Source organism: Streptomyces sp. NBC_01669 (genome assembly GCF_026339735.1).
GTDB lineage: Bacteria > Actinomycetota > Actinomycetes > Streptomycetales > Streptomycetaceae > Streptomyces > Streptomyces yanii.
The window spans coordinates 7576817-7603071 of record NZ_JAPEQG010000001.1 but is presented as its reverse complement, the minus strand read 5'-3'; the positions used below and the strand labels follow the sequence as shown (position 1 = coordinate 7603071).

Annotated in this window: 18 protein-coding genes; 6 read left to right on the top strand and 12 right to left on the bottom strand. The window is 72.6% G+C overall.

Annotation, left to right across the window (positions count from 1 at the left end; genetic code table 11):
* Positions 1–11 precede the first annotated feature (11 nt).
* From OG972_RS34000 to OG972_RS33960, 9 genes are all read right to left on the bottom strand, one after another.
* Positions 12–4910 (bottom strand): hypothetical protein, encoded by a 4899-nt coding sequence (locus OG972_RS34000; protein ID WP_266988108.1) that lies wholly within the window; start codon positions 4908–4910, stop codon positions 12–14.
* Positions 4911–4963: 53 nt separating this feature from the next.
* Entirely contained in the window at positions 4964–5899 is a 936-nt protein-coding gene (locus tag OG972_RS33995; RefSeq protein ID WP_266988107.1) for a hypothetical protein, read from the bottom strand.
* Positions 5900–6056: 157 nt separating this feature from the next.
* Positions 6057–7583 (bottom strand): hypothetical protein, encoded by a 1527-nt coding sequence (locus tag OG972_RS33990; RefSeq protein ID WP_266988106.1) that lies wholly within the window; start codon positions 7581–7583, stop codon positions 6057–6059.
* An 18-nt stretch (positions 7584–7601) separates the two neighbouring features.
* Entirely contained in the window at positions 7602–11255 is a 3654-nt protein-coding gene (locus OG972_RS33985) for a hydantoinase B/oxoprolinase family protein (protein WP_266988104.1), read from the bottom strand.
* Positions 11252–12244 carry an SGNH/GDSL hydrolase family protein gene (locus OG972_RS33980; RefSeq protein ID WP_266988102.1) on the bottom strand — a complete coding sequence of 331 codons (993 nt, stop codon included), beginning with the start codon at positions 12242–12244 and terminating at the stop codon, positions 11252–11254. Before OG972_RS33980 ends, OG972_RS33985 begins: the two co-directional genes overlap by 4 nt.
* 44 nt (positions 12245–12288) lie before the next feature.
* Positions 12289–13452 carry a glycosyltransferase gene (locus OG972_RS33975; RefSeq protein ID WP_266988100.1) on the bottom strand — a complete coding sequence of 388 codons (1164 nt, stop codon included), beginning with the start codon at positions 13450–13452 and terminating at the stop codon, positions 12289–12291.
* On the bottom strand, positions 13449–14627 hold the full coding sequence (locus OG972_RS33970) for a glycosyltransferase family 1 protein (RefSeq protein ID WP_266988098.1): 1179 nt from the start codon (positions 14625–14627) through the stop codon (positions 13449–13451). The genes OG972_RS33975 and OG972_RS33970 overlap by 4 nt, the downstream gene beginning before the upstream one ends.
* A gap of 140 nt (positions 14628–14767) precedes the next feature.
* Positions 14768–16186 carry a HEAT repeat domain-containing protein gene (locus OG972_RS33965; RefSeq protein WP_266988096.1) on the bottom strand — a complete coding sequence of 473 codons (1419 nt, stop codon included), beginning with the start codon at positions 16184–16186 and terminating at the stop codon, positions 14768–14770.
* 218 nt (positions 16187–16404) lie between these two features.
* On the bottom strand, positions 16405–16797 hold the full coding sequence (locus OG972_RS33960; RefSeq protein WP_266988094.1) for an ankyrin repeat domain-containing protein: 393 nt from the start codon (positions 16795–16797) through the stop codon (positions 16405–16407).
* Positions 16798–17111: 314 nt separating this feature from the next.
* On the opposite strand from OG972_RS33960, the gene OG972_RS33955 reads away from it, so the two are divergent.
* Both OG972_RS33955 and OG972_RS33950 read left to right on the top strand, forming a co-directional pair.
* Complete coding sequence (locus OG972_RS33955) at positions 17112–17306, top strand: hypothetical protein (RefSeq protein ID WP_266988092.1); 195 nt, start codon at positions 17112–17114, stop codon at positions 17304–17306.
* Positions 17307–17343: 37 nt separating this feature from the next.
* Positions 17344–18969, top strand: coding sequence for a hypothetical protein (locus tag OG972_RS33950; RefSeq protein WP_266988090.1), 1626 nt, complete (start codon positions 17344–17346; stop codon positions 18967–18969).
* 65 nt (positions 18970–19034) lie between these two features.
* Here OG972_RS33950 and OG972_RS33945 read toward each other — a convergent pair whose 3' ends face one another.
* Positions 19035–20534 (bottom strand): PLP-dependent aminotransferase family protein, encoded by a 1500-nt coding sequence (locus OG972_RS33945; protein WP_266988088.1) that lies wholly within the window; start codon positions 20532–20534, stop codon positions 19035–19037.
* 150 nt (positions 20535–20684) lie between these two features.
* Here OG972_RS33945 and OG972_RS33940 point away from each other — a divergent pair, with 150 nt between their 5' ends.
* From OG972_RS33940 to OG972_RS33925, 4 genes are all read left to right on the top strand, one after another.
* A complete protein-coding gene (locus OG972_RS33940; RefSeq protein WP_266990879.1) occupies positions 20685–21338 on the top strand; it encodes a YitT family protein in 654 nt (217 codons plus the stop codon).
* Complete coding sequence (locus OG972_RS33935; protein WP_266988086.1) at positions 21335–22099, top strand: glycerophosphodiester phosphodiesterase; 765 nt, start codon at positions 21335–21337, stop codon at positions 22097–22099. Before OG972_RS33940 ends, OG972_RS33935 begins: the two co-directional genes overlap by 4 nt.
* 48 nt (positions 22100–22147) lie before the next feature.
* Positions 22148–23524: an MFS transporter gene (locus OG972_RS33930; RefSeq protein WP_266988084.1), complete on the top strand. Its 1377-nt coding sequence runs from the start codon at positions 22148–22150 to the stop codon at positions 23522–23524.
* Positions 23525–23788: 264 nt separating this feature from the next.
* Complete coding sequence (locus OG972_RS33925; RefSeq protein WP_007262928.1) at positions 23789–24163, top strand: RNA polymerase-binding protein RbpA; 375 nt, start codon at positions 23789–23791, stop codon at positions 24161–24163.
* Positions 24164–24584: 421 nt separating this feature from the next.
* Here the strand turns inward: OG972_RS33925 and fxsA are convergent, their stop codons facing one another.
* Positions 24585–25175 carry an FxsA family membrane protein gene (gene fxsA, locus OG972_RS33920; RefSeq protein ID WP_266988082.1) on the bottom strand — a complete coding sequence of 197 codons (591 nt, stop codon included), beginning with the start codon at positions 25173–25175 and terminating at the stop codon, positions 24585–24587.
* Positions 25176–25222: 47 nt separating this feature from the next.
* Positions 25223–25990, bottom strand: coding sequence for a polyprenol monophosphomannose synthase (locus tag OG972_RS33915; RefSeq protein ID WP_266988080.1), 768 nt, complete (start codon positions 25988–25990; stop codon positions 25223–25225).
* Between the last annotated feature and the right edge of the window lie 265 nt (positions 25991–26255).

The window sequence follows — 26255 nt, the reverse complement described above, 5'->3', positions numbered from 1 at the left end:
CCGAAGTCGCGCTAGCCGGCCGGCGTCCCGGCACTCCTGGGTGCCTCGGGGGCCCGGGGTGCGTCGGAGGCTTCGGCTGCCACTGATGCGTCGGGCGTCGCCGGTGTGCGCTTGAACATGCGGGTCGCGGTGATCTCTCCGTGCACCGTCTCGCCGTTCGGATCCTGCTGGGGCAGGCCGGGGCGCAGGTGCTCCTCCACGCTGATGTACTTCAGGCCCGCCCTCAGGTCCGCATCGTTGCGCAACCGGATGACCAGCGGGAATTCGGCGAGCGCCGTGGTGTCGAACAGTCCCGTGGTGTAGAGCAGTTGCACGCCGAGGGCGTCCGACACCGCGCGCTGGAGCTCCAGCAGATACGTGGCGTTGGCACGGCCGATGGGATTGTCGAGGAAGAGCGTGCCCGCGTGGCGGTGCTGGTGCCGGTCGCGGCCCCGGTCATTGCTGCGCAGGGCGGCCATCGTGCAGTACAGGGCGATGGCGGCGGTCAGCAGCTGGCCGCCGGAGAAGACATCGCCCATCTGTCCGACCGGGACACGTTCCGCGCGGAGCACCGCGTCCGGCTTGAGGATCTCCACGGCGATGCCCTTGGGCTCCAGCGCCGCCTGTACGCCGCGCAGCAGGAGGGACATGCCGTCCCGCCGCAGGTCGGAGTTCTTCTTGAGGGCGGCGCGAGTGGCCTCGTCGATGACGTCGCCGAGCCGCTCGGTGAGCGTCGCCTGGTCGGGCTCCTCGAATCGGATTCGCAGGAACTCCTGTCCGGACCACTCCCCCAGGCCCTCGGGGAGCTGGGAGAGCCGCTGGGCGGAACGGAGGGTGGTGAGTGCGGACTCCACGAGTCCGCGGAGCCGGTCGACGATGGAGTCGCGGTTGCGCTCCAGCTGGGCCAGCTCGTCGGTGAGGACGCGGAGCCGGGGTGCGAAGGCGGCGGCCCACTTCTCGGCGTGCTCCGGCAGTGCCGCGGCCGGGAGTTCCCGGATCTGCTGCCGGGCGGGGGTGCGGACCTGCTCGTAGCGGGTGGAGTTGGCGTGCCGTACGAGGACGTCGCTCGCCTCGCGTACGGCGCTTTCGGCGGCGGAGAGGTCGGCGGTGCAGGCGCGCAGCGAGCGATGGGCCTCGGCTGCGGACTGCCGGGCCTCGTCGAGGCTGCCGGGGTACGGCTCGGGGGCCTCCGGGTCGTCGTCGGCGCCGTGGTCCCTGAGAAGGTCGCGCAGCAGGGCGGCGGTCTCGTCGAAGCCTCCGGCGGATGCCTCGGCGCTGCGGTGGGCGTGGAGCAGTTCGGCGTGGGCGGCACGGGCGGTGTCCAGGGCGCCGGTGGCGGTGCCGAGTTCGGCCGTGGCGGTACGCAGGAGGGTCTGGGCCTGCTCGGCATCGGCGGGGACCAGCTCGTCGGGGAGCTCGGTGTGGTGGGTCTCGCCGTCGACCGGGGCGAGGCGCTCGGCCTCGCCGCGCAGCCGGCCGAGCTGCTCGCTCGCGGCGGAGGCACGGGTCTCCAGGAGCTGGACCAGGGATTCGGCGCGGGCGGCGGCCGCCTGGCGCGACGGGCCGTCGGCTCCGTCGGTGCCCTCGAGGAGCTGGGCTGCGCGGCTGCGGACCTTGTTGGTGAGCCGGTCCAGTTCGGCGAGGGCGGCGCTCTCGTCGCTCTCGGCCCGGGCCTGTTCGGCGCGCAGGTCGGCGCCGACACCCACCTTCTCGTACAGCTGGGATGCGGCCCGGTAGGCCTCGCGCAGGGCGGGGAGGGCGGGGCGCGGGGCGTCGCCCTCGGGCTCAGGGAGGTTCTCCGGGGCGCCTGCGATCTCCGCACGTTCGGCGCGCAGGGCTCGGGCGGTGCGGCGGGCGTCGTCGGCCGCACGCTGGGCGGCCCTGCGGTCCTCGTCGGCGGCGCGGGCACGCTCCAGGCAGACGGTGGCGCGGGCCTCGGACTCGGCCGCCTCCTCGACCAGTTCACGTAGCCGTGCCTGCCAGCGCGAGCGTTCGCGGAGCCGGTGGGCCAGGCCCGCAAGGGCGTCGGCGACGCGGCGGGCACGCTGGGCGGCCTCCTGGCGCTCGTCGCGGACGCGGGCGGTGTCCGCGGCGGCTTCGTCGGCCTCGGCGCGCGCCGAACGGGCCTCGGCGAGCACGGCCCGGGCCGTCTCGGCGGCCGTGCGGGCGGTACGGGCGGCCTCGGCGAGCTCGGCGAGCATGCCGGGCGGGCAGTCGGCGCGCCAGGAGCCGATGCGGGCGGCAAGGGACCGGTCCCCGGAAAGACGGGCCGCGAGCGTGCGGATGTCCTCGTCGCGGTCGGCGGCCCGGCTCCGCAGCGCCTGGCGTTCCTCGTCGGCGGCGTGCTCGTCGTGCATCGCCGGGTTCGGCGGGACGAGGAACACCCCGTCGGTGCTCCGGGCGGAGCCGGTGCCGGGGGCGGGCACGGGGGCGAGCAGTGCGGCGGTCGTGCCGACGGCCACGGCGGAGCGCGGCAGCAGGGCGGCGCCGCCCAGAACTTCGCGGGCGCGGGCGTGCGAGTCGGCGTCGGTGATGATCACGCCGTCGACGAGCTCGGGGCGAGCGGCGAGCACCGCCGCGTGGTCGGCGGGGTCGACGGCCTGGGCGAGGTAGCGCCAGCCCGGCAGGGCCGGGATGCCGTGCTCACCGAGGTATTCGACGGTGGCGAGCACGTCGGGTCCGGGCGGCAGCAGTCCGCCGTCGCCGAGTGCGCCGAGGATGCGGGAGTCGTCGGCCGCGGCGGTGCGCAGTTCGAAGAGGCGGCGTTCGGCGGCGGCGATGCCCTCGTCGAGCAGCCCCCTCAGCTCGTCGGCGCTCCGGTCGAACTCCTCCGCGGTGAGCGGTTCTTCGGCGGTCGGGGAGTGCTCGGCCGCGCCGGTGCGGTCGGTGACGAGTGCCTGGCCGGCGACGGCCTGCCGGTCGGAACCGGCCACGGCGGTACCGGAGCCAGTGCCTGCCCCTGCTCCTGCCCCGTCCTCGCGCCCGCCCTGGGGCGCCACGCCGTGCGGTGCCGCGGTGCCCGGCGCGGTGCCCGGTTCGCCACCAGTGGCTCCGCGACGGGGCCGGGGCACGCCCGCCCCGTGCACCGAGGGGAGGCCCAGCAGGTCGGCGAGTCGGTGGTCGGCGGCGATCGACTCGGCGGCCCTGAACTCGGCCTCGTACGACTGTTCCGCCGCCTGCGCACCGTCAGCGGCGCGCGCCGCGGCGAGCTCGGCGCGGCTCTCGGCGGCCGCCGCTTCCCTGGCCCGGTCGGCCGCGGCTCCGGCCGCTTCCCGTGCGGCGTTCCAGGCTGCGACGGTGGACTGCTCGGCGTCGCTCGCGGCAAGGGCGGCCCGCGCCGGGTCGGCGTCCGGCGCGGTGTTGTCGAGCCAGCCCGCCCGTACGGCCTCGGCGGTCTCCTGCTCGACCTCGGCGAGGCGCTGGCGCAGATGTCCGGCCTCGCTGCGGGCGCGCTGGGCCTCGGTGGCGGCGGTGGTGGCATCCCGGTGGGCGGTCTCGCCCGCGGCCTGGAGCGTGTCGGAGCGCTCCTCCTCCTCGTTGGCCAGCTGCTCTCCGGCTTCCGCGGCGGTGTGCAGAGCGCGTACGAGGTCGGCGGCGGCGGTGGCGCGGGCGGCGAGCGCGGGTGCGGCGTCGCGTTCGGCCTCGCGGATGGCGACGGCGACGCGCGCGGACCGGTCGGCGGCGGCGCGGTGGCGCAGCACGGCTTCGGCGGCCTGCCAGGCGGAGTGCAGGGTGCGGGCGTCGACCAGCTCGCGACGCTGGGCGGCCGCGCCCTTCTCGGCTCCGGCCAGGGCCAGGGAGGCGTGCCGGTAGGCCAGTTCGGCGGCGATGAGGGCGCTGCGGCTGCGGGCCTCCTCGGCAGCGGTGACCGTGTGGGCGGCGCCCGTCACCTGCTGGGCGAGGTCGGCGGTACGGCCGCGCTCCTGGGCGGCCCGGGCGGAGAGCCTGCGGGCGAGGGTGCGGGTGCGGCGTTCGGCCCCCGCGTGGATGTCGCGGGTACGGGAGCGGGTACCCGTGGCCTCGACGATCCGGCCGAGCAGGTCGACGGAGCCTGCGGTGAAGTCGCGTTCCGCGGTGAGTTCGGCCCGGCGGCCCAGCTTGTTCCCGAAGCCGCTGACCAGGTCGGCGAGACCGTCCGTGTCGCGGGTGTCCGTGACGGCGCGGAGCAGCAGGTCGGTGAAGTCGGAGTCCTTCTTGACCGCGAAGAGCCCGGCCGCCTCGCCCTCGTCGGCGTTCATCTCGCGCTGGTAGCGGAAGAGTTCCGGGTCGAGGCCCAGGTCGCCGAGGTGCTCGTTCCACCGGTCGTGGATCTCTTCCCAGTGCACATCGAGGTGCTGGTAGAACTTGCCCGCGTCCGTGAGTGCGTCCCGGAAGCCCTTCATGGTGCGGCGCCTGCCCTGGGCGCCGGATGCGCCTTCGACGGGGCGGCCGACAGCGGTGGCCTCGGCGACCGGCAGCGAGTCGAGGCTGAGACCGGGTCCGGGGCGGAAGGAGTACCAGGCCTCGGCGAACTTCCGCGGGTCGTTGGAGACCTGCCGTCCGCGCCACTCGCTGACCTTGCCGACGACGACGCACTCGCCCGTGAGGGTGTGCTGCCACTCCAGGGCGACATGACCGCAGTCGTCGGCGAGCAGGAACTTGCGCAGTACGCCGGAGCTGGCGCCGCCGAGGGTGTTGCGGTGGCCGGGCAGCATCACGGAGAAGATCAGCTTCAGCAGGACGGACTTGCCGCCGCCGTTCTCCAGGAAGAGCACACCGGCGGGGGCCGGGCGGCGCGGCGGGCCGACCGGCTCCTCCTCGAAGAACTCCGCCTGGGCCGGCGCGGGGTTGGGCACGGGTTCGCCCACTCCGCGCAGGTCAAGCACGGTGTCGGCGTAGCGCGCACCGGCAGGCCCGATGGAGTAGAGGCGGACCCGGGACAGCTCGTACATGGCGGCGGACTCTCGTCGTTCGGAAAGCAGGAGTGGGGCGGCGGTGGGGGTGCTCAGGCGTGGAAGGGCAGACCGGCGTCGGCCGCCAGCTCCAGGTCGTCGCCGTCGGGCGGCGGCAGCAGTGTCGCCGTTCCGTCGGTGACGGGCACGACGCCGAGTTCCAGGAGTTCGGCCATGGCGGCGGTACCCGCCATGTCGCGTACCTGCAGCTGATAGCGGGCAGTGGTACGGAAGGCTCCTCCGGCGTCGTCCCCGGTGCGCTGGAGGAAGCCGGAGTCGGTGAGGAAGGCGACGGCCTTGCCGACGATGCCGGTAGTGGATCCGGCCAGCCGCCGGGCGTCCTTCGTCGCGCCGGTGGCGCTGCGCCGGGCATAGATCCGCCAGGCGGCTTCCAGCCCTGGGGCGTCGGTGGCCGGGTCGGTGTTGTCGCCGTGTTCCGCGGCCCGCTCCTCCAGGCGGTGGCAGGCCTGGCGTACGAACGCGTCGATGCCGTTGACCGTGATCCGGCCGATGTACGCGTCGTCGGCGAGGTCCTCGGGGCGCGGGAAGGCCATGGCGGCGACGGCGAGATGGGCCAGCCCGTGCAGGAAGCGGTCGGCGGAGTCGGAGGAGGCGCGGCGGGCGTAGTCGCCCATGCGGACGGCGAAGACGGAGTCCTCGCCCGCCGTCACGGCCATGCCGGCCCGGGTGGAGACCTCCAGGACGACGAGACCGAGTCCGGTGGCCACGGCATCGGCGAGCCGGGCGAAGGGGGTCTCCTCCCGGTAGCGCCGGAGAAGCTCGGCGTATTCGGCGTCGCGGGCGGGCATCAGCTTGGGCTGCAGCCCGAAGGCGACGAGCCGGGCGGCGTCGGCCGCGTCGGCCGGGGTGACGGCGGGGGGTGCCGCAGTCTCGTGGGCGGCGTCGCCCTCGGTCGCGGGCCGGGCGGTCGCGTACCCGGCGGTCGGCTCGCTCCACGCGTCGGTGTGCTCTGCGCGGTGGTCGCTCACGACGGTCGCTCCTCGGTGCGGGATCTCGGTGGTACGGGGTGGGCGGCGCCGGCTCTCACGGCGTCCGTACGGAAGGGTGCGGGCGGAACCGCGCATCCGGGGGTGGCCCGGGGCCGGCGGTGATCAGGGCCCCGTCGGGTCCGGCGCCCCTGCCCGCTCATGAGGCCTCCGAGCGGTCCGCGGCCATGCCCGCCGCGTCCAGCAGGGCCATGCCCACGATCAGGTCCGCCCCGCCGAACTCCGGGTCGTCCAGCCGGGTCCCGTCGTCGACGGCGAACAGCAGGCGCCGCTCGCCCTGCCGGTACGCGGTGCCGACCGGCGGGGATGCGGCGTGCACCGCAAGCAGGGCGACCAGATAGGGCAGGTCCGGATCACTCCGCCGGGCCTCGGCGAGGAGCCCGGAGAGCCGGCGCGGTGCGTCGTGCTCCAGATCGAGGAGGTTCATGGCGCTCGCCAGCTGCTCCTCGCTGAACCTGCTGTCGTCCGGGGTGGCGATCAGATCCGGCTCGGGCATCTCGGCCCCCAGATGCTCCCGCTCCAGGGGCGGGGTGAGCAGCATGTCGACCAGGTCACCCACCCGCACCGAGGTGGGCGTGCGCAGCCCCGTGCCGTGGGCGAAGAACGCGTCGGTGACGCGGATGGCCTGTTCGACCGGGAGCGGCAGCAGGGGGGCGACCAGCTGGCCGTACAGGTCGAGGCCGGTCCTGGCCGTGGGAGTGGCGAACGCCTGCCGGTCCTGCTCGGCACGGAACAGCGGTCCTGCCTCCAGCAGGCGGGACTGCAGCTGGGTGTGGCGGCGGATGCAGTCCTTCACTATGTCGACGAGCTCGGCGGCGCGGCGCTTGTGCTCGGGGCCCTCCGCCTCGTCCCGGGCCTTGCGGATGTTGGTGAGGATCGCGTTCTCGTGGCGGTAGCGGTCGGCCACGTGGTCCAGTGCCTCGGCGATCATGTCGGGCACGGCGTTGAGCCAGTCGACGGCTCTGACGTTGCGCCGGGTCGCCTCCAGTGTCTTGCGGAGCGTCTCCGCGTACTGCACGGTGCGGTATCGGGCCTGTTCTGCGGCGAGCTGCGCATCGGCGAGGCGGCCCCGGCTGATCAGGACCTCCAGTTTCACCTCGGCGGCGATCTGGGCGCTGGTGACGTCCGTGTCGAGGGCGCCGACCAGGACGTTGACCGCTTCGTCGGTGGCCCTCAGATAGACGCTGCCGCCGTAGCCGGGGACCTCTTCGATCAGCTTGAAATCATAGTCCCTGCGGACATACACCCCGTCGGTGCCGAACGTGCCGTACACCGCGCGGAAGCCGCGGTCCACGCTTCCGACGTTGATCAGATTCTCGAGCACCCAGCGGGCGACCCGCTCGTGCTCCGCGGCGGGACGACGCGGGGCCTGGGCAGCGACGCGCGGGAGCAGCTTGGCCACTATCTGCTCGTGATCGGCGCCCGTGTCGAAGTCCATGTGCAGTGTGACCTGGTCGATCGCGGCGAGCGCGACCTCCGCCATCGCGTAGACCGTGTACTCGCCGGCCAGATTAGCCTTGCGCACGTCGAGGTCGTGCAGCGGCGCCGTGCAGGCGAGCGCGCGCAGCCGCCGGGAGAGCCCCTCGTCGGCGGCCGGGCCCGGGGCGGGCCGCGGCCCCGCGCTGAGCTGGGGCGCAGCGTTGTCCGTGTAGGCAGGCGAAGTCACGCTGCACAGATTAGGTCCTCACACCGACAACGGTCGAAACGGCGCAGAAGCGACCGGTTGCCGCACTCCGTATCCTCCGCCGCCGGGTGTGCACACGACCAGGACGTCGCCGGGCGCCAGTTCGGCCGTGTCGCACCCCTCCAGCGAGGTGACCGTGTTCTTCCCGTCGGCTCGCTCGATGTGCTGGCTGCCCAGCGCGCCCGGTTCGCCGCCCGCCATGCCGTACGGAGGGACGCGGCGATGTCCTGTGAGCAGCGCCACCGTGACGGGTTCGAGGAACCGGAGTCTGCGCTCGACCCCGCAGCCGCCGTGCCACCGGCCTGCTCCCCCGCTGCCGTCCCGTACCCGGAAGCTCTCGACCAGGACCGGGTAGCGCCATTCGAGCACTTCGGGGTCGGTGAGCCGGGAATTGGTCATATGGGTCTGCACGGCGTCGGTGCCGTCGAAGCCGTCGCCGGCGCCCGAGCCGCTGGCCACCGTCTCGTAGTACTGGACGCGGTCATTGCCGAACGTCAGGTTGTTCATGGTGCCGGAGCCCTCGGCCTGGATGCCGAGCGCCCCGTACAGCGCGCCCGTGACGGCCTGGGAGGTCTCCACATTGCCCGCGACGGTGGCCGCGGGATGGACGGGCGCCAGCATCGAACCGGCCGGGACTCTGACCTCCACGGGTTTGAGGCAGCCGCTGTTGAGCGGGATGTCGTCGGCGACCAGGGTCCGGAAGACGTACAGAACCGCGGCCATGACGACGGACTTCGGGGCGTTGAAGTTCCCCGGCTGCTGCGGTGAGGTGCCGGTGAAGTCGATGATCGCGCTGCGGGCGGTACGGTCCACGGTCAGCGCGACCTCGATCACGGCGCCGTTGTCGGTCTCGTAGCGGTACGAACCGTCGTGCAGGCGCCCGATGATCCGGCGTACGGACTCCTCGGCGTTGTCCTGCACGTGGCCCATGTACGCGTCGACGGCCTCCGCGCCGAACTGGTCCACCGTGCGGCGCAGTTCCGCGATGCCCTTCTCGTTGGCGGCGATCTGGGCCCGCAGATCGGCGAGATTGGTGTCGGGGTCGCGGGACGGGTACGCGGCGGTGGTGAGCAGCTCGCGGGTCTCGGCCTCGCGGAACCTGCCGTCCCTCACCAGCAGCCAGTTGTCGAACAGGACCCCTTCCTCGTCGATGGTGCGGCTGAAGGCGGGCATGGAGCCGGGGGTGATGCCGCCGATCTCGGCGTGGTGGCCACGTGACGCCACCAGGAATCTCAGCCCCGAGCCGCTCTCGCCGCGTTCGTCGAACACCGGGGTCACCACCGTCACATCGGGCAGATGGGTGCCCCCGTGGTACGGGTCGTTGATGGCGTACACATCGCCGGGGCGCATCGTGGAGCCGTTGCGCCGCAGCACTTCCTTGATGGACTCCCCCATCGAGCCGAGGTGCACCGGGATGTGCGGGGCGTTGGCGATCAGGTTGCCGTCCGCGTCGAAGAGCGCGCAGGAGAAGTCGAGCCGCTCCTTGATGTTGACGGAGTGGGCGGTGTTCTCCAGGCGCACGCCCATCTGCTCGGCGATCGACATGAAGAGATTGTTGAACACCTCCAGCATGACCGGGTCCACCCGTGTGCCGACGGCGGTCCGGGCGGGGCGCGGGCGGACCCGGGTGAGCAGCAGATGGCCGGTGTAGCCGATGGTGACCTGCCAGCCGGGGTCGACGACGGTGGTGGCGTCGGCCTCGGCGATCACGGCGGGACCGGTCACGGTGTCCGACGGCTGCAGGGCCTCGCGCCGGTGGAGCGGGGTGTCCTGCCATCGGCCCTCGGCGAACATCCGTACCGTGTCGTGGGGTTGTGGTGTGCCCTGGCGGACCGTCCGGTCCACCGGGTGCGGTACGTGCCGGCCCGCCGCGCCGGTCGCCTCGACCGACACCGCCTCGACGAGCAGTGGTCTGTCCATGATGAAGCCGTAGCGGGCGCGGTGCTCGTCCGTGAACGCCCCTGTCATCGCAGGCGCGGTGTCCAGGTCGACGGGCAGGCTCGCGTCCGTGCCTGCGTAGCGCAGGAGAACCCGGGCGTGGGTGCTGATGGCGCTGTCCTCGAGGCCGTCGGCGCGCAGTTCGGCGCGGGTGCGGGCGGCCAGTTCCGCGCAGAGCGCGTCGACCGTGGTCCCGGTGCCTTCGGCGTCCAGCTCCGCTTCGACGGACTGTTCGCGCATGGCGGTGGCGTCGGCGAGTCCGATGCCGTACGCGGACAGCACCCCGGCCAGCGGTGGCACGAGGACGGTGTCGACGCCGAGTGCGTCGGCGACGGCGCAGGCGTGCTGACCGCCGGCGCCGCCGAAGCAGGTGAGGGCGTAGCGGGTGATGTCATGGCCGCGCTCCACGGAGATCTTCTTGACCGCGTTCGCCATGTTGAGCACGGCGATCTCCAGGAATCCGGCCGCGGCCTCGGCTGCGGTACGTCGCGTGCCGGTGGCCTGTGCCACCTTGTCGGCGAGTGCCCCGAACCGCCGGTGCACGACGTCGGCGTCGAGCGGCAGGTTTCCCTCCGGCCCGAAGACCGCCGGGAAGTGCGCGGGCTGTACCCGGCCGAGCATCACATTGGCGTCGGTGACGGTGAGCGGCCCGCCCCTGCGGTAGCAGGCCGGGCCGGGGTCCGCGCCCGCGGAGTCGGGTCCGACCCGGTAGCGCCGGCCGTCGAAGTGCAGGACGGAGCCGCCACCGGCCGCAACGGTATGGATGTTCATCATCGGGGCGCGCATCCGGACCCCGGCCACCTGGGTGCCGAGCTCGCGCTCGAACTCGCCCGCGTAGTGCGAGACATCGGTGGAGGTGCCGCCCATGTCGAAGCCGATGACCCGGTCGAATCCGGCCTGTCCGGACGTACGGGCCATGCCGACGACCCCACCGGCGGGACCGGACAGCACCGCGTCCTTGCCACGGAAGTGCGCGGCTTCCCGCAGTCCGCCGTTGGACTGCATGAACATCAGCCGGACGGACTCCAGTTCGCCCGCGACCTCCTCGACGTACCGGCGCAGGATCGGCGAGAGGTACGCGTCGACGACGGTGGTGTCGCCGCGCGGTACCAGCTTGATCAGCGGGCTGACCTCGTGCGAGCAGCTGACCTGGGTGAAGCCTGCCTCACGGGCCGCGGCGGCGACGGCGGCCTCGTGGGCGGGGTGACGGTAGCCGTGCATCAGGACGACCGCCGCGCTGCGGAAGCCGGCCGCCCTCGCGGCTCTCAACTGCGCCGCCGTCGCAGGCAGATCGAGGGGGGTGAGAGTCCGGCCGTGCGCATCGATCCGCTCCGGGACCTCGATCACCCGGTCGTACACGGCCTCCGGCAGCAGGATGCGGCGGTCGAAGAGGCGCGGACGGTTCTGGTACGCGATGCGCAGGGCGTCCCGGAACCCTTCGGTGGTGACCAGGACGGTCGGCTCCCCACGCCGCTCGAGCAGGGCGTTGGTGGCGACGGTCGTGCCCATCTTCACACTGCCGACCCGGTCGGCGGGGACCGGGTCGGTGGGACCGAGGCCGAGCATGAGGCGGATCCCGGCGACGGCGGCGTCACGGTAGCGGTCCGGGTCGTCCGAGAGGAGCTTGCGGGTGACCAGGTGCCCGTCGGGATCGCGGCCCACCACGTCGGTGAACGTGCCGCCACGGTCGATCCAGAACTCCCAGCGTCCCGTCATCTCTCCATACTGACGCGCGGCGCGGACAACACGGACGCGACGTGCCGCCCCTCGGGCGTGACGGCGGCAAGCGCGCCCTGCAACGCCTGGTCGGCCCGCCGGTCCAGCTGCCCGCTCGTGCCGCGCGCCCAGTGCCGCACCTCCGCTCCCGCCAGGCACAGCAGCTGAGGCAGCAGATCGGTGCTCCGCCGCACCAGCCACCCGGTGCCCGCCGTGGCCAGCCAGAACAACGAGTCGGCACGGCTGGGCGGCGGCTGCTCCGGCTCGCGTCCGGGCGGGGCGCCGAGGACAAGACCGCGGGCGGCGAGCAGGGCGTGGAATCCGGCCGCGACCGATCGATGGCCGCGCTCGGCCGGATGGAGCCGGTCGACGCTCCACTGCGAGCGGTCGGAGACCCATGCCCTGTCCGAGACGTGCAGGTGGACGGCGTCGTAGCGGGCGGACAGGGCATGCACCACGGCATTCACCGCACCCTGGCGCCGTGCCAACGGGCGCCCCAGGGGTGCGGGCAGCCCGAGGACGGAACCGGGATCGGGCAGACACGCCGTCAGGAGTACGGCTCCGCCGCCGGTCAGGAGCGCACAGACCTCGTCCAGCCGCCGGGCGATGAGCCGGATGTCGAAGGAGCGGCGGAGGGTGTCGTTGACGCCGACGACCACGGAGGCGAGGTCGGGCCGGAAGGCGGCGGCGGCCGGAGCCTGCCGGTCACGGACATCGCCGGAGAGCGAACCGCTGACGGCGAAGTTACGGAACTCGACGCCCCGGTGGCTGTCGCCGATGCCCTCGGCAAGCAACGCGGCCCAGCCGCGCCGGCCACCGGGGACAGGATCACCGACTCCTTCGGTGAACGAGTCCCCGAGCGCGGCGAACCGGATCGGGGAGTGGGGGCTCTGGGGCGGGGCAGACGGTTCCGGCAGAGCCTCCGTCACCGGCGCCGGAGCCGGCCCGCAGACCGGCGCGGCCACGGGCACCCCTGGCACGACCGGCACCGCCACGGCATCCTCTGCGCCGCCCGCCCTCGCCCGCACCCCCGTCATGTCCGCGCCCCCCGGATCCCGCCCCGCTCCGGCACCTCGTGCGCCGCCAGGAACGCGGCCACCGAGCGGTCCCAGCCGAAGAGTTCGGCACGTTGTCGCGCCGCCGTGCGCCGCTCCCTCTCCGGGCGCGCCAGCAGTTCCCGTACCGCCGCGGCGAATGCGTCGCCGGTGTCCGCCGCAGCCGCTCCCGCACCGCCGATCACCTCCGGCAGCGCTGAACTCGCGCTCGCCACCACCGGGGTGCCGCAGGCCAGTGCCTCCAGGGCCGAGAGGCCGAACGTCTCGGCGGGGCCCGGCGCCAGGCAGATGTCGGCCGCAGCCTGCAGATCCGCCATCCGCTCCCGGTCGCGCACATGGCCCAGGAACTCGACCGGCAGCCGCTCCGCCCGTACCCGGCTCTCCAGCCCCGCGCGCAGCGGCCCGTCCCCCGCGACGAGCAGCGTCGCAGGCACGCCCAGGCCGTTCAGGACGGCGAGGGCGTCCAGGGCGCGGCCGGGACGTTTCTCCACCGAGAGGCGGGAGCAGAGCAGAATCAGTACGGACCGGCCGTGCGCATGGCGGGCGCGCAGGACCGTGCTGCGGCGGCCGGGGCGGCAGCGCCGCAGGTCCACGCCGAGCGGGGCGCGGACCACGTTGCGGGCGCCGATCCGTATGAACTCGCGCTCCGCCCACTCCGTGGTGCAGACGATCCTCGTGTAGGCGTGAGCGCTGAGGATGTTGAGGCGGTCGGCGGCGCGTCCGGCCGCGGCCGGCGGTACGCCCCAGGTGCGCAGCACCCCGTCCGCCGTCTCGTGGGAGACCATCACGGCGGGCACCCTGGCGCGGCGCGCCCACTCGCCCGTCCAGCGCAGGGTGGTGCGATCGGAGACCTCCAGACGGTCGGGACGCAGCGTTCCGAGGAGGTCGCGGAGCCTGCGGCGGCCGGCCAGCACGCGGTAGCCGCCGCTGCCCGGCAGCACCGGACCGGGCAGGGTGATCACCCTGCCCTGCTCGGTGTACACATCGCCGGCGCTGTCGCCGGGGACGACGAGCACCGGTTCGTGCCCGGCCGCGAGGTAGCCGCGGCCGAGTTCGTCCAGGGCGGTGCGCAGTCCGCCGGAGGACGGGGTGACGAAGTTCGCCAGACGGACGATGGTCGTTCCCCGCTCGCGCCCGGTCATGCGGCCACCGCCGGCCGGTCGCGCAGCACCTCGTCGTAGTGGCCGAGCAGCTGATCACCGACGGCTTCCCAGGTGCGGCCCTCGACCATGGCCCGCCCGGTCCGCCCGTACGCCGCCGCGAGGGCCGGGTCCGCAACGAGTGCGCCGACGGCCGCCCGTACCGCGTCGGTGTCGTGCGGCGGGACCAGCAGCCCGGTCCGCCCGTGGTCGACGAGATCGAGCGGTCCGCCCGCCGCCGGGGCGACTACGGGCACACCGGAGGCCATCGCCTCCTGCACGGTCTGGCAGAACGTCTCGTACGGGCCGGTGTGCACGAACATGTCCAGCGACGCGACGATCCGGGCGAGGTCGTCCCCGGTCCTGCGGCCGAGGAAGACGGCGCCGGGCAGAGCCGCGCGCAGAGAGGGGCCGCTCGGGCCGTCACCGACGACCACGACCCGCACCCCGGGCAGTCCGCAGGCCCCGGCGAGAAGTTCCACGTGCTTCTCCGGGGCGAGCCGGCCGACGTATCCGACGAGCTTCTCCCCGCCGGGGGCGAGGTGCCGACGCAGCGCCTCGTCGCGCAGCGCGGGCCGGAACCGTACGGTGTCGACGCCACGCGGCCACAGCCGCACCCGCTCCACCCCGTGGTCGGTGAGGTCGCGGACGGCGGCGGTCGACGGAGCGAGCGTGCGGTCGGCGGCGCTGTGCACGGCGCGCATCCGGCGCCAGGCGGTGCTCTCGCCGGCGCCGAGGTACGTACGGGCGTAGCCGGCCAGATCGGTCTGGTAGACGGCCACGGTCGGCAGCCCCAGCCGGGCGGCGGCCGCCATGCCGCGGACGCCGAGCACGAACGGTCCGGCGAGATGGACGAGTTCGGCCCGGTGGGCGATGAGGGCCGCGGTCAGCCGACGGCTGGGAAGCGCCACCCGGACCTGGGAGTAGCCGGGCAGTGGCAGGGACGGGACGCGCACCACGGGGCAGGGCGCGGCCGACGCGAAGAGGTCGGTGCCGCCCGGGGTGCCCGGGTACGGGGGTGAGGAGGAGCGGGACGTGGTCGTCGCGCCGGCGGTGGCCGGAGCGATGACGAGCGGTTCATGGCCGCGCGCGGCGAGATGCCGAGCGGTCTGCAGGGTGCAGTGGGCCACGCCGTTGACATCGGGCGGGAAGGATTCGGTGACGATGACGACACGCATACCCGTGTTGTCGTCGCACCGGACGTGACTGGGCCGACTTGGATCTTTCCCCCCGGGGAACGTCCCATGAGCGTTGGACGTCCGTGGGCGGGTACGCCGCGCTCCCCCGAAGCGCTGCGTCCTGCTGTGCGTGGAGCGGGTCAGGCAGCGGGGGCGTCGGGCCCGATCCTGCTGCGTACCGCGGTCTGCACCTCGGCCTCCTCGGCCGGGTCGGCGGCCAGTCGGCGCAGCCGTTCGGCGACCCTGATGTCGCCGGTCTCCGCATGGAGTGCGGCGACCTCGCGGGTGGACTCCTCGCAGTCCCACAGGCATTCGACGGCGAAGCCGGTGGCGAAGGAGGGGTCGGTGGCGGCGAGCGCGCGGGCCGCCCGGCCGCGCAGATGGGAGGAGGACGTCTCCCGGTAGACATGGCGCAGGACGGGTGCGGCGCAGGCGATGCCCAGCCGGCCCGTGCCGTCGACCAGGGTCCACAGGCGCGGTGCGTCCGGTCCTTCACCGCGTACGGCGTCGCGCAGGGCGGCGAGGACGAGGGAGGAGTCCTCGGCTCCACCCCGGCAGGCGAGCACACCGGCGGCGGAGGCGCCGAGCGCGTCGGGCCGTCGGGCCCAGTTCCTGGCCCGGTCCACCGCCGCGTCGCCGCACATCCGCTCGAAGGCGGCGACGGCCGCGTCGGCGACGGTGCTCGACGGGCTGACCGCCGCGGCCTCAATGAGGTCGAGGACAGCGGGGTCCCTGGCCTCGGAGAGGTAGTGCAGGGCAGCGCAACGGGCGCCGTCCGGACCGCTGCGGGCGGTCTCGACGATCAACGGCCGGTCCTCGGGACCGGCGACGGCAGTCAGGCAGCGGGCGGCCGGTACGTGGAGGACGCTGCCGCGGTCCAGTCCTTGCTGGGCCCAGTCGAACACGGCCTGGACGCTCCAGCCGGGGCGTGGGCCGCCGGGCCGCATCTGCCGCTGCCAGCGGTCGAACGAGCCCTGTTCGGAGGCGGCCCTGACCCGGGCGCCGACCGCTTCACGCGGGTCGTCGGCCCACAGCCGCCAGGGCCGGGGTTCGAAGGCGTCCCGCACGGCGGCCGCGAGTTCGGCGGCGCCCTCCTCGGTGGCGGGGAACCGGCCGAGGACGGGCACGGCGAGGGAACGGAGCCCGGCGTCGTCGTCACGCAGGGCCAGCTCGTCGAGGGCCCACGCCCAGTTGGCGCCCGTCGCCGCGTACCGCCTCAGCAGGGCCAGGGCGTCGCCGCGTCCGTACGAGGCGAGGTGGCCGAGGACCGCGAGGGCCAGGCCGGTCCGCGAGTCGTCGGTGTCGATGTGGTCGTCGGGATCGCAGAGGTGCCGCTCGATCTCTTCGATGCCGCCGTCGAGGTCGAGATACAGGCGTGCGTAGTAGAGGGAGCGGTTCTCGACCTGCCAGTCGTGACGCGGGTCGCTCAGGACACAGTGGTTGAGCGCCGCGAGGGCCTCGGGGCGCGGTGCGGCGAGCGCGTGGAGCGTGCCGTCGCCGCGGCCCCTCTGCAGCAGGCCGAGCAGGGTGCCGCTCGGCGCTATGAACGGATCGAACATGGGAGAAGCCTCACATCAAGCTGTCGACGCAACCGGGACTGTGCAGTTCCAAGTGCCGGGTGGGCACTACGCCGCGCAGCAACATGATCGGCCGACCGCCGTCTTCTGCTTGCTGTAGACCATCTTCCTCTGCCTCTCGTCGGTGGCCCGAATCGGGCCCGCGACGTCATGATGACCCACCCATTTCGCCACCGCGACCACATTTACGGCGAACCCGTTCAGCGGGAGCCGAAGAGTTCCAGCAGGTCGGCCTTGCCGAACATGCGTGCGGTATCCGTTGCGGACGGTGTACCGGCGTCCGGGTCGGCGCCCGCGGCGAGGAGCGCCTCGATCACCGCAGCCTCGCCCTTGAAGACGGCTCCGGCGAGCGGCGTCTGCCCGCGGTCGTTGGCCCGGTCCGGGTCGGCTCCCCGGCTCACGAGGGCCGCGACCGCGGGGGCGTGCCCGTGATACGCGGCGAGCATGAGCAGCGTGTCGCCCCGGTCGTTGGTGAGGTTTGCGGGCACACCGGCATCCAGGTACGCGGCGAGCGCCTCGGTCTCCCCGCGGCGCGCCAGGTCGAAGACCTTGGTCGCCAGCTCGACGACCTCGGGTTCGGGGGCTTCGCTCATCGGACGGACCGCCTTCCATCAACGGGTTTCGCTGCTGCCTGCCAGGGGGGTGGTACGCCGTGGGGGCCGTACGAGTGAATCGACAGGGTACTGCTCCGCAGCGCACATGCCGCGCCCCGGCCGCGGCAAAGCATCACGTCGCGTGAGGCCGCAACGGTGCGCGGCACCGGAAGGTCCGTCCGCACCGCGTTCCCCTGTCGGCCAGTCCAGTGAAAAAATCGGGTTTTCACCCAATTACAGCTTTTATCCTATAGATACTTTTTGTGAGCCTGGAAGGACTCATGGTGACTGTCCCCCAAACAGGAGAACCACTCATGAACCTTTCCATGTCTGGCGTCGTCATCCTCGGCATCATCGTCTTCCTGTTCTTCAGGAAGGACGGTCTGAAGGGCTCGCACGCCTTCGTCACCGCCCTGTTCGGCTTCTATCTGGCAGGCACCGCCATCGCACCGAGCATCACGGCGGGCGGCGCGAGCCTGGCCAGCCTCCTGGGCGGGATCAAGTTCTGACCCGCCGCGACCGCTCCCACCCCTCAGGAGAACCGACGTGGCCCGGCGACCCCTTCCCCGCATTCTGAGCAGCGGCAGCGCTTCGATCACTCGCAGTCGCGAGTTCGCGCGCACGGCCGCCGCCAACGCCACCGACGTCCTCCATCCGCTGATCAGGGTCGTTCGTGGTCTGCGGCTGCTGGCGGGTGCAGGACGGCAGAAGTGGGCGGCGACGCCCAAGGAGCGGCGTAATCCCATTCTGTTCCTCGTCGCGGCCTGCGTACTCGTGGTGGTGCTCATCCCGTACGGGCCGCTGCTCGCCCTGGTCACGGTGATGGGCGCCGCCGCGTGGAAAGGGCGGGAACGCACGCCCGCGAAGACCGGTCCCGGCAAGGCCGAGACGGCGCGACTGCAGGCGCTGTACGAGGCGCTCGTGCCGCACTTCTCCGTCGCCGAGGACCCCAGTCCGCTGTTCGCCCACGGTGGCGACTGGGCCAAGGCGCTCAGCGGCTACGCGTTCGACGGCGACGGTCGCGTCACCCGCCTCCAGGTCTCGTACCCCGCATACTTCACCGACAGCGAGACCGCCTCCCGTACCCGGATCGAACAGCTGCTGCACGCCAAGTCGGGCCGTGGCCGCGAGTACCACTTCGCCTGGAACGAGGAGGGCAACCAGCTCGTCATGAGCGTGCTCGACGCACTGCCCACCTCGATCGCCGCACAGCGCTTCGTCACCGCGCCGGGCGAGACGGTGCTGGGGTTCACCGACAACGACGCGGTGCAGCGCACCGTGCCGGTGACCGACGGGAACACGACCCGGGACGCGCCCCCGGTCGTCTGGCGGACCGGCGCCCGCTCCACCGAGCCGCATCTGCTGATCGTCGGACAGCCCGGCGGCGGCACCACCACGCTGATGCGCTCCATCGCCATCCAGGCGCTCCAGCACGGCGACATCCTCATCATCGAAGGCAGCGGAACCGGTGAGTACGCCTGCCTGACCGGGCGCGCCGGTGTGCTGGCCGTCGAGTGCGGGCTGGCCGGCGCACTGGCCAGCCTGGAGTGGGCGGCCCATGAGACGGAGCGGCGGCTGATCGCCGCCAACCGGGCCCGACAGGCGGGGCACTCCGCGCCCGAGGACACCAGGCGCCCGCTCTGGATCCTGCTGGACCGGCCCAGCGTCCTCGGTCATCTGGCGGCCGCCGACGGCAGACCCGACCCGCAGGAGCTGCTGCAGGTGCCGCTGCGGCACGGCCGCGCAGCCAATGTCACCGTGGTACTGGCCGATCAGTTCGACAGCCTGGACACGCTCAGCGAGACGGTACGGACCCACACCAGGGCCCGCGTCGTGCTCGGCCACAACTCCCGCGACCAGATCGAGACGGCGCTCGGCCTGGAGCCGCACACCACACCGACCCCGGACGTCCCGCCCGGCCGGGGGTACGTGCGGCTCGGTACCGGTCCGGTGCTGCGGCTCCAGGTTCCGGCCACGCCTGATCCGTACGACGACGCGACGAGCGAGGCGCACCGCCAGGCGGTGCTCGATCTCCTGCCCACGGGGCAGACGCCGATCGAGGCGACCGTTCCGGATCCGGCGACTCCGGCGACTGCGCCGCCCTTGACCCCGCAGAACGCACTGACCGCGGAGATCGCCCTGACCCCCGAGCAGATGTCGCTCAGCGAGTAGGAGCGCGGAAGGGGCGGGGAAGGATCACGCGCCCCTTCCCCGCCCCTTCCGCTGCGCCTCGGCCGTCAGGCGACGAACGTGCGAGGCGCCTCCGCTCCCGCGCTCGCCCCCGACCTCACCAGCTCCGCCGCCGCCGCGAGCCGTACCGCCGCCTCGTCCGCCACCGGACCGCCGACCGTGAACGGCAGCCGTACGTACCCCTCGAAGGCTCCGTCGACGCCGAATCGCGGACCGGACGGCACCCGCACCCCCACCCGCTCGCCCGCCACGGCCAGCCGTGACCCCGAGAGTCCGCCGGTGCGCACCCAGAGCGTCAGCCCGCCGCGCGGCACCTGGAACTCCCACTCCGGCAGCTCCCGCCGCACCGCCGCGACCAGCGCGTCCCGGTTCTCCCGCGCCTGACCGCGGCGGAGCTCCACGGCCTCCTCCCAGCCCCCCGTGCGCATCAGCCAGTTGATGGCGAGCTGTTCCAGCACGGGTGTGCCCATGTCGGCGTAGGCGCGGGCGGAGACCAGACTGCGGATCACGTCCGGCGCGGCCCGCACCCAGCCGATCCGCATGCCTGCCCAGAACGCCTTGCTGGCCGAGCCGACGGTGAGCACGGTGCTGCCCGCGGGGTCGAAGGCACAGACCCGGCGCGGCATCTCGACATCGGCGTCGAGGTACAGCTCGTTCATGGTCTCGTCGACGACCAGGACCGTCCCGGCGGAGCGGGCCGCGTCCACCAGGGCCCGCCGCTGGCTCTCGTCGGCGAGCGCGCCGGTGGGATTGTGGAAGTCCGCCACGACGTACGCGAGCCGGGGCGCCGCGTCGCGCAGCACCTGCCGCCAGCGGTTCATGTCCCAGCCGCCGATCCCCTCCTCCATCGCCACCGGCACCAGCCGGGCGCCCGCCTCCCGCATCAGCTGAAGGATGTTGGCGTACGAGGGGGACTCCACCGCGATCCGCTCGCCGCGCCCGGCGAAGAGGTGGCAGATGGCGTCGATCGCGCCCATCGCACCGGTGGTGACCATGATCTGTTCGGGCATCGTCGGGATGCCGCGCTCGGTGTAGCGGTCGGCGATCATCTGCCGCAGCGCCGGCAGCCCGGCCGGATAGTCGCCGTGGGTGTGCGCGTACGGCGGCAGCTCCTCCAGGGCGCCCTGGACGGCGCGGGTCAGCCAGGGTTCGGGCGCGGGCAGCGAGGCACAGCCCAGGTCGATCATCGAACCGAGCGACTCCGGGGGCAGCGGTTCCAGGCCGCGCGCGGGCAGGGGGTTGCCTGCCGGGACCGCGGTCCAGCTGCCCGCGCCGCGCCGGGACTCCAGGAATCCCTCGGCCCGCAGCGCCTCGTAGGCGGCGGCAACGGTGGTGCGGCTGACGGACAGGGCGAGCGCCAGCTCGCGTTCGGCGGGGAGCCGGGCGGCGACCGGCACCCGGCCTTCGAGGACGAGCAGCCGGACTCCGTCGGCGAGCGCGCGATAGGCGGGGGGCCTGCGGGCGCCGGGGCCCATCGGCTTCTGCTGCTGGGCCTGGAGCTGCCGGGCGAGCTGCGCGGCACCGACGGCCGAAGTCCACTGCGCCATGTAAATCAGTCCACCTTCCTCGGATTGGCCATAGTTGGCAGCCAATCCCCTGCCACAGAGTGTCATGCGGCAGTCCACCACCACCACACGAGGGAGCACATCTTGTCCGTCACCGCCGTCCCCCGCCGGGCGCACCTCACACGGCGGCTGATGCAGCTGTACGTCGGGCTGGCCCTGTACGGGGCGAGCTCGGCGCTCATGGTCCGCGCCGGGCTCGGACTCGAACCCTGGGGGGTGCTGCACCAGGGCCTCGCGGAGCGCACCGGGCTGTCCATCGGCGTCGTCGCGATCATCGTCGGCGCGGCGGTCCTCCTCCTGTGGATACCGATGAGGCAGCGTCCCGGGCTCGGCACGGTCTCCAATGTCTTCGCCATCGGCCTCGCCATGGACGGCACGCTCGCCCTCGTCCCGGAGTTGCACGGCCTGGCGGCCCGGATCGTCATCATGGTTGCGGGGATCGCGCTCAACGGTGTCGCGACGGGGCTGTACATCGCGGCACGGTTCGGCCCCGGGCCGCGCGACGGTCTGATGACCGGACTGCACCGGCGCACCGGCCGCTCCGTCCGCCTGGTCCGTACGGCGATCGAGGTGGCCGTGGTGGCGACCGGCTTCCTGCTCGGCGGCTCCCTGGGCGTGGGCACGGTCCTGTACGCGCTGTCCATCGGCCCGCTCGCCCAGCTGTTCCTGCGCTTCTTCGCGGTCCCCGAGGCGAAGCCGGCCGACGAGACCGTCGCTCCCGCGCCGGGGTCCGGCACCACCGCCGTCACCGTCCGGCCATCGGAGGAGGCCATACTGCCGCAGTGACCTCTGCACGCCACCCTTATCTGGACCATCCCGCGACGATCCCGTTCGCCCACCGAGGCGGAGCCGCGGACGGGATCGAGAACACCACGGCCGCGTTCCGGCGGGCCGCCGATGCCGGGTACCGCTACTTCGAGACCGATGTGCACACGACGTCGGACGGACGTCTGGTCGCCTTCCACGACGCCACCCTGGACCGGGTGACGGACGCTCGTGGCCGGATAGCCGACCTGCCGTGGAGCGAGGTGCGGCAAGCCCGGGTGGCAGGCCGTGAACCGCTTCCGCTGTTCGAGGAGTTGCTGGAGGCGTTTCCCGACGCCCGCTGGAACGTGGACATCAAGGCCGAGCCTGCCCTTGTCCCGCTGATCGACCTGATCCGCCGGACCGACGCCTGGGACCGGGTGTGCGTCGGCTCGTTCTCGGAGACCCGGGTGGCCAGGGCGCACCGCCTCGCGGGCCCCCGGCTGGCCACCTCGTACGGCGTCCGCGGCGTCCTGGGTCTGCGACTGCGCTCGTACGGCATACCGGCCGCGCTGCGCGCCGGAGCGGTGTGCGCGCAGGTCCCGGAGAGCCAGAACGGAGTCCGGGTGGTCGACCGGCGCTTCGTCCGGGAGGCCCATGCGCGCGGGCTCCAGGTCCATGTCTGGACGGTGAACGAACCGGAGCGGATGGCAGCTCTCCTCGATCTCGGTGTGGATGGCATCATGACCGATCACATCGAGACGCTGCGCACGGTGCTGAGCGAGCGGGGGGCCTGGGCCTGACGCCGGGCCCGGCGGCGTCCCCACGGGGAGATACGAGGGGGGTGCGGGTTGAGCGCCGAGACCGCCGACACCGCTGAACCGACGCCGGAACGCACCAACGACGGTGCCGACGCCGCGGACCGCAGACGCGAACAACGCGGCTGGTACTTCTACGACTTCGCGTGTTCGGTCTACTCGACCAGCGTTCTCACCGTGTTTCTCGGCCCCTATCTGACGTCGATCGCCAAGGCCGCCGCCGACGCCGACGGTTTCGTGCACCCGCTCGGCATCCCGGTGCGCGCGGGTTCGCTCTTCGCCTACGCGGTCTCGATGTCCGTCGTGGTGGCGGTGGTGGTGATGCCGATCGCGGGCGCCGCCGCCGACCGAACGGGCCGCAAGAAGCCCCTGCTGGCGGCCGCCGCGTACGTGGGGGCGGCCGCGACGACCGGGATGTTCTTCCTGGACGGTCACCGCTACCTGCTGGGTGCGTTCCTGCTGATCGTGGCGAACGCGTCGATCTCGGTGTCGATGGTGCTCTACAACGCGTATCTCCCGCAGATCGCCGAGCCCGAAGAACGCGACGCCGTCTCGTCCCGGGGCTGGGCCTTCGGCTACACGTCGGGGGCGCTCGTCCTCGTCCTCAATCTGGTCCTCTACACGGGCCACGATTCATTCGGTCTCTCCGAGTCCGACGCGGTACGGATCTGCCTCGCGTCGGCGGGGGTCTGGTGGGGAGCCTTCACGGTCGTACCGCTGCGACGGCTGCGTGACCGGCAGGTGGCACCGGGCGGTGAGGGCGCGGTCGGCTCCGGCTGGCGGCAACTGCTCGCGACCCTGCGCGACATGCGCCGCCATCCGCTCACGCTCTCGTTCCTGCTCGCCTATCTGGTCTACAACGACGGCATCCAGACGGTGATCTCTCAGGCGTCGGTGTACGGCTCCGAGGAGCTGGGCCTCGACCAGACATCCTTGATCACGGCCGTGCTGCTGGTGCAGGTGCTGGCGGTGGCCGGGGCCCTGGGCATGGGCCGGCTGGCACGGGTGTACGGCGCGAAGCGCACGATCCTGGCCTCGCTCGTCGTCTGGACCCTGATCCTCGTCGCCGGATACTTCCTGCCCTCGGACGCCCCGGTCTTCTTCTATCTGCTGGCCTCGGCGATCGGCCTGGTCCTCGGCGGCAGCCAGGCACTGTCCCGCTCGCTGTTCTCGCATCTGGTGCCCCGCGGCAAGGAGGCGGAGTACTTCTCCGCGTACGAGATGAGCGACCGCGGACTGAGCTGGCTGGGGCCACTGGTGTTCGGTCTCGCGTATCAGCTGACCGGCAGCTACCGGGATGCGATCATCTCTTTGGTGATCTTCTTCGCGGTCGGTTCCGTGCTGCTCGCGAGGGTGCCCGTACGGCAGGCCGTTGCGGCTGCGGGGAATCCCGTTCCTGAACGGATTTAGACGTTGAAGTGAAAGGCCGGTAGTGTACGCCTTTGGCCTGCCCGGAGGACCGTTACTGCGAGTGGAAGAAGCCAAACCGTTGGGTGACAACTTCTGCCGAATGTGACAAACCGGGCAATGTTGGGTACCCAACCCTGAAAAAGCAGCGGCACGACGGGCGACGCATGACCGGCAACGGGAATCTTTACCGCCGACCGGACGTTGACCGGATGACGACGACAGCGACACCTGTCCTGTGGGCGACAAGCCCGGGAGGCACGATTCATGAGTGAGCGAGCTCTCCGCGGCACGCGACTCGTGGTTACCAGCTACGAGACGGACCGCGGCATCGATCTGGCCCCGCGCCAGGCGGTGGAGTACGCATGCCAGAACGGACATCGATTTGAGATGCCGTTCTCGGTAGAGGCGGAAATTCCGCCGGAGTGGGAGTGCAAGGCGTGCGGCGCCATGGCACTCCTGGTGGACGGGGATGGCCCCGAGGAGAAGAAGGGCAAGCCTGCGCGTACGCACTGGGACATGCTCATGGAGCGGCGCACACGCGAGGAGCTTGAGGAGGTGCTGGCCGAAAGGCTGGCGGTTCTGCGCTCCGGAGCCATGAACATTGCCGTGCACCCGCGGGACAGCAGGAAGTCTGCCTGACCGCGCGACACCGCAGAGAGACGGAGCCGCGGGCCGTGACACACCGGTGTGTGTCACGGCCCGCGGCTCCGTCGCGTCCTGCTGGGTGCCGGGGGGCGTCCCGCGGCCTGCTCTTCCGTCGCCGAGCGGCGTTCGGGTTTGATTTCTCCGTCCCGGGCGTGCATGCCGGACAGGGGGAACTCGAGCCCGTCCGGCGACCGAGGACAGCCGTTCGGACGGGGGCCCGTTCAGGTGCGGTTTCGGACGAGGACCCGCTCAGAGCCTGTCGGGTGACCTTCGATCGGATAGCGGACGCGGTCTGGTGCGTGCGATTCCAAGGCGGCGGGATGTCCTCGTAGCTCCGCTACGAGGACATTTCGGCAACGCGGGAAGCGTGCGTGCCAGGGCGTGGCCGCCCGATCAGAGGTCACCCGACAGGCTCTCAGGGGGTGAGCGGGGGACGCGGGCCGCTGTCGGGGCGCGGGCCCGGCCGAGTCTCCGTGTCGCGGATGACCTCGCCCTGGACGACCTTTCCGTCCGGACGGTGGATCCGGACCTGCTGGAACGCATCGGAGAGGCTGCCGGGGGACGCGGTGCGCATACGGCGATCCAGGGACCGCTCCGCGTACCGGCCGAGCGTCGCGCGGACCGGCGGCACCAGCAGCAGGAGTCCCGCCATGTCGGAGATCATCCCCGGGATGATGAGCAGCAGCCCACCGAGCATCAGGAAGCCATTGCCCTTGCTGCCCGACGGGGCGGTGGACGGCGCCGCGGCCTCGCCGGGCCGGCCCGGCATCTGCTGGAGCGTCTCGGTGAGGTTGCGAAAGGCCCGGCGGCCGGCTGCCTTCATCACCACGGCCCCGAGCACGACGCCCCCGATCAGGAGCAGCAGCACGGTGAACCCGCCCGCCACGTCCGCCACCAGGGTCAGCAGCCAGATCTCCAGCACTGCCCAGGCGGCGATGGCGAGGGGGACGAAGGTACGGGCGCGCGAGCGCCTCGGTGCGGTCGGGGGCGGGGTGCCGGTCGTCATGGTCCCCAGTGTGCCTGGACGGACGTCCAAGCGGGATAAGGGGGTGATCAGGAGGACTTGCGGCCCAGGACCCGGTTCGTACGGGCGGTGACGCCCCAGGCCGTGACCCGCCACAGTGCCTCGACGAGGATGTCGCGGCTCATCTTGGAGTCACCGATCTCGCGGTCGACGAAGGTGATCGGGACCTCGACGACGTGGTATCCCGCGTCGATGGTGCGACGGGCCAGGTCGACCTGGAAGCAGTACCCCTGGGAGGCGACCTCGTCGAGGCCGATCCCCTTCAGGGTCTCCGCCCGGAAGGCCCGGTAGCCGCCGGTGACGTCCCTGGTCTGCAGTCCGAGGAGCAGCCGGGAGTAGGTGCTGCCGCCACGGGAGATCATCTCGCGGGACTTGGGCCAGTTGACCACGCGCCCGCCCGGCACCCAGCGGGAGCCGAGCACCAGGTCGGCACCCTTGAGGGCGGTGAGCAGCCGGGGCAGTTCCTCGGGCTGGTGGGAGCCGTCGGCGTCCATCTCCACGAGGACGCCGTAACCGTGGTCGATGCCCCAGCGGAACCCGGCGAGGTAGGCGGCGCCGAGCCCTTCCTTGCCCTTGCGGTGCAGGACCTGGACGTGACTGTCGGCGGCGGCGAGCTCGTCGGCGATCTTCCCCGTGCCGTCGGGACTGTTGTCGTCGGCGACCAGGATGTCCGCGTCCGGTACCGCGGCGCGCACCCGGGTGACGATCGGCTTGATGTTCTCGGCCTCGTTGTAGGTCGGGATGATCACCAAGGCTCTGCCGAGCGGGCCGTATCGCCTCTGACCGCCGTCGTTCACTTACTGCCCCTCACGTCCGTACACAGATGCACACCATATCGATCGCATCAGGGCCGGAGGCCGACGCGGTAGGCACCTGTCGGGCAAGCGCCCGGACAGAAGGAGGAAAGTACGGACAGAACTGCGGATCGGGGCCCGGCGCCCTTCGGGCCGACCTGGGGCCCGCTGGCTGCGGGTCGACCGAGAGCCGTTGTCTACTGAACGTCCGGGCCCCACCCGGGTCACACCCGCCGTCCGGTTCACACCTTCCCTCGCCCCCGAGGCG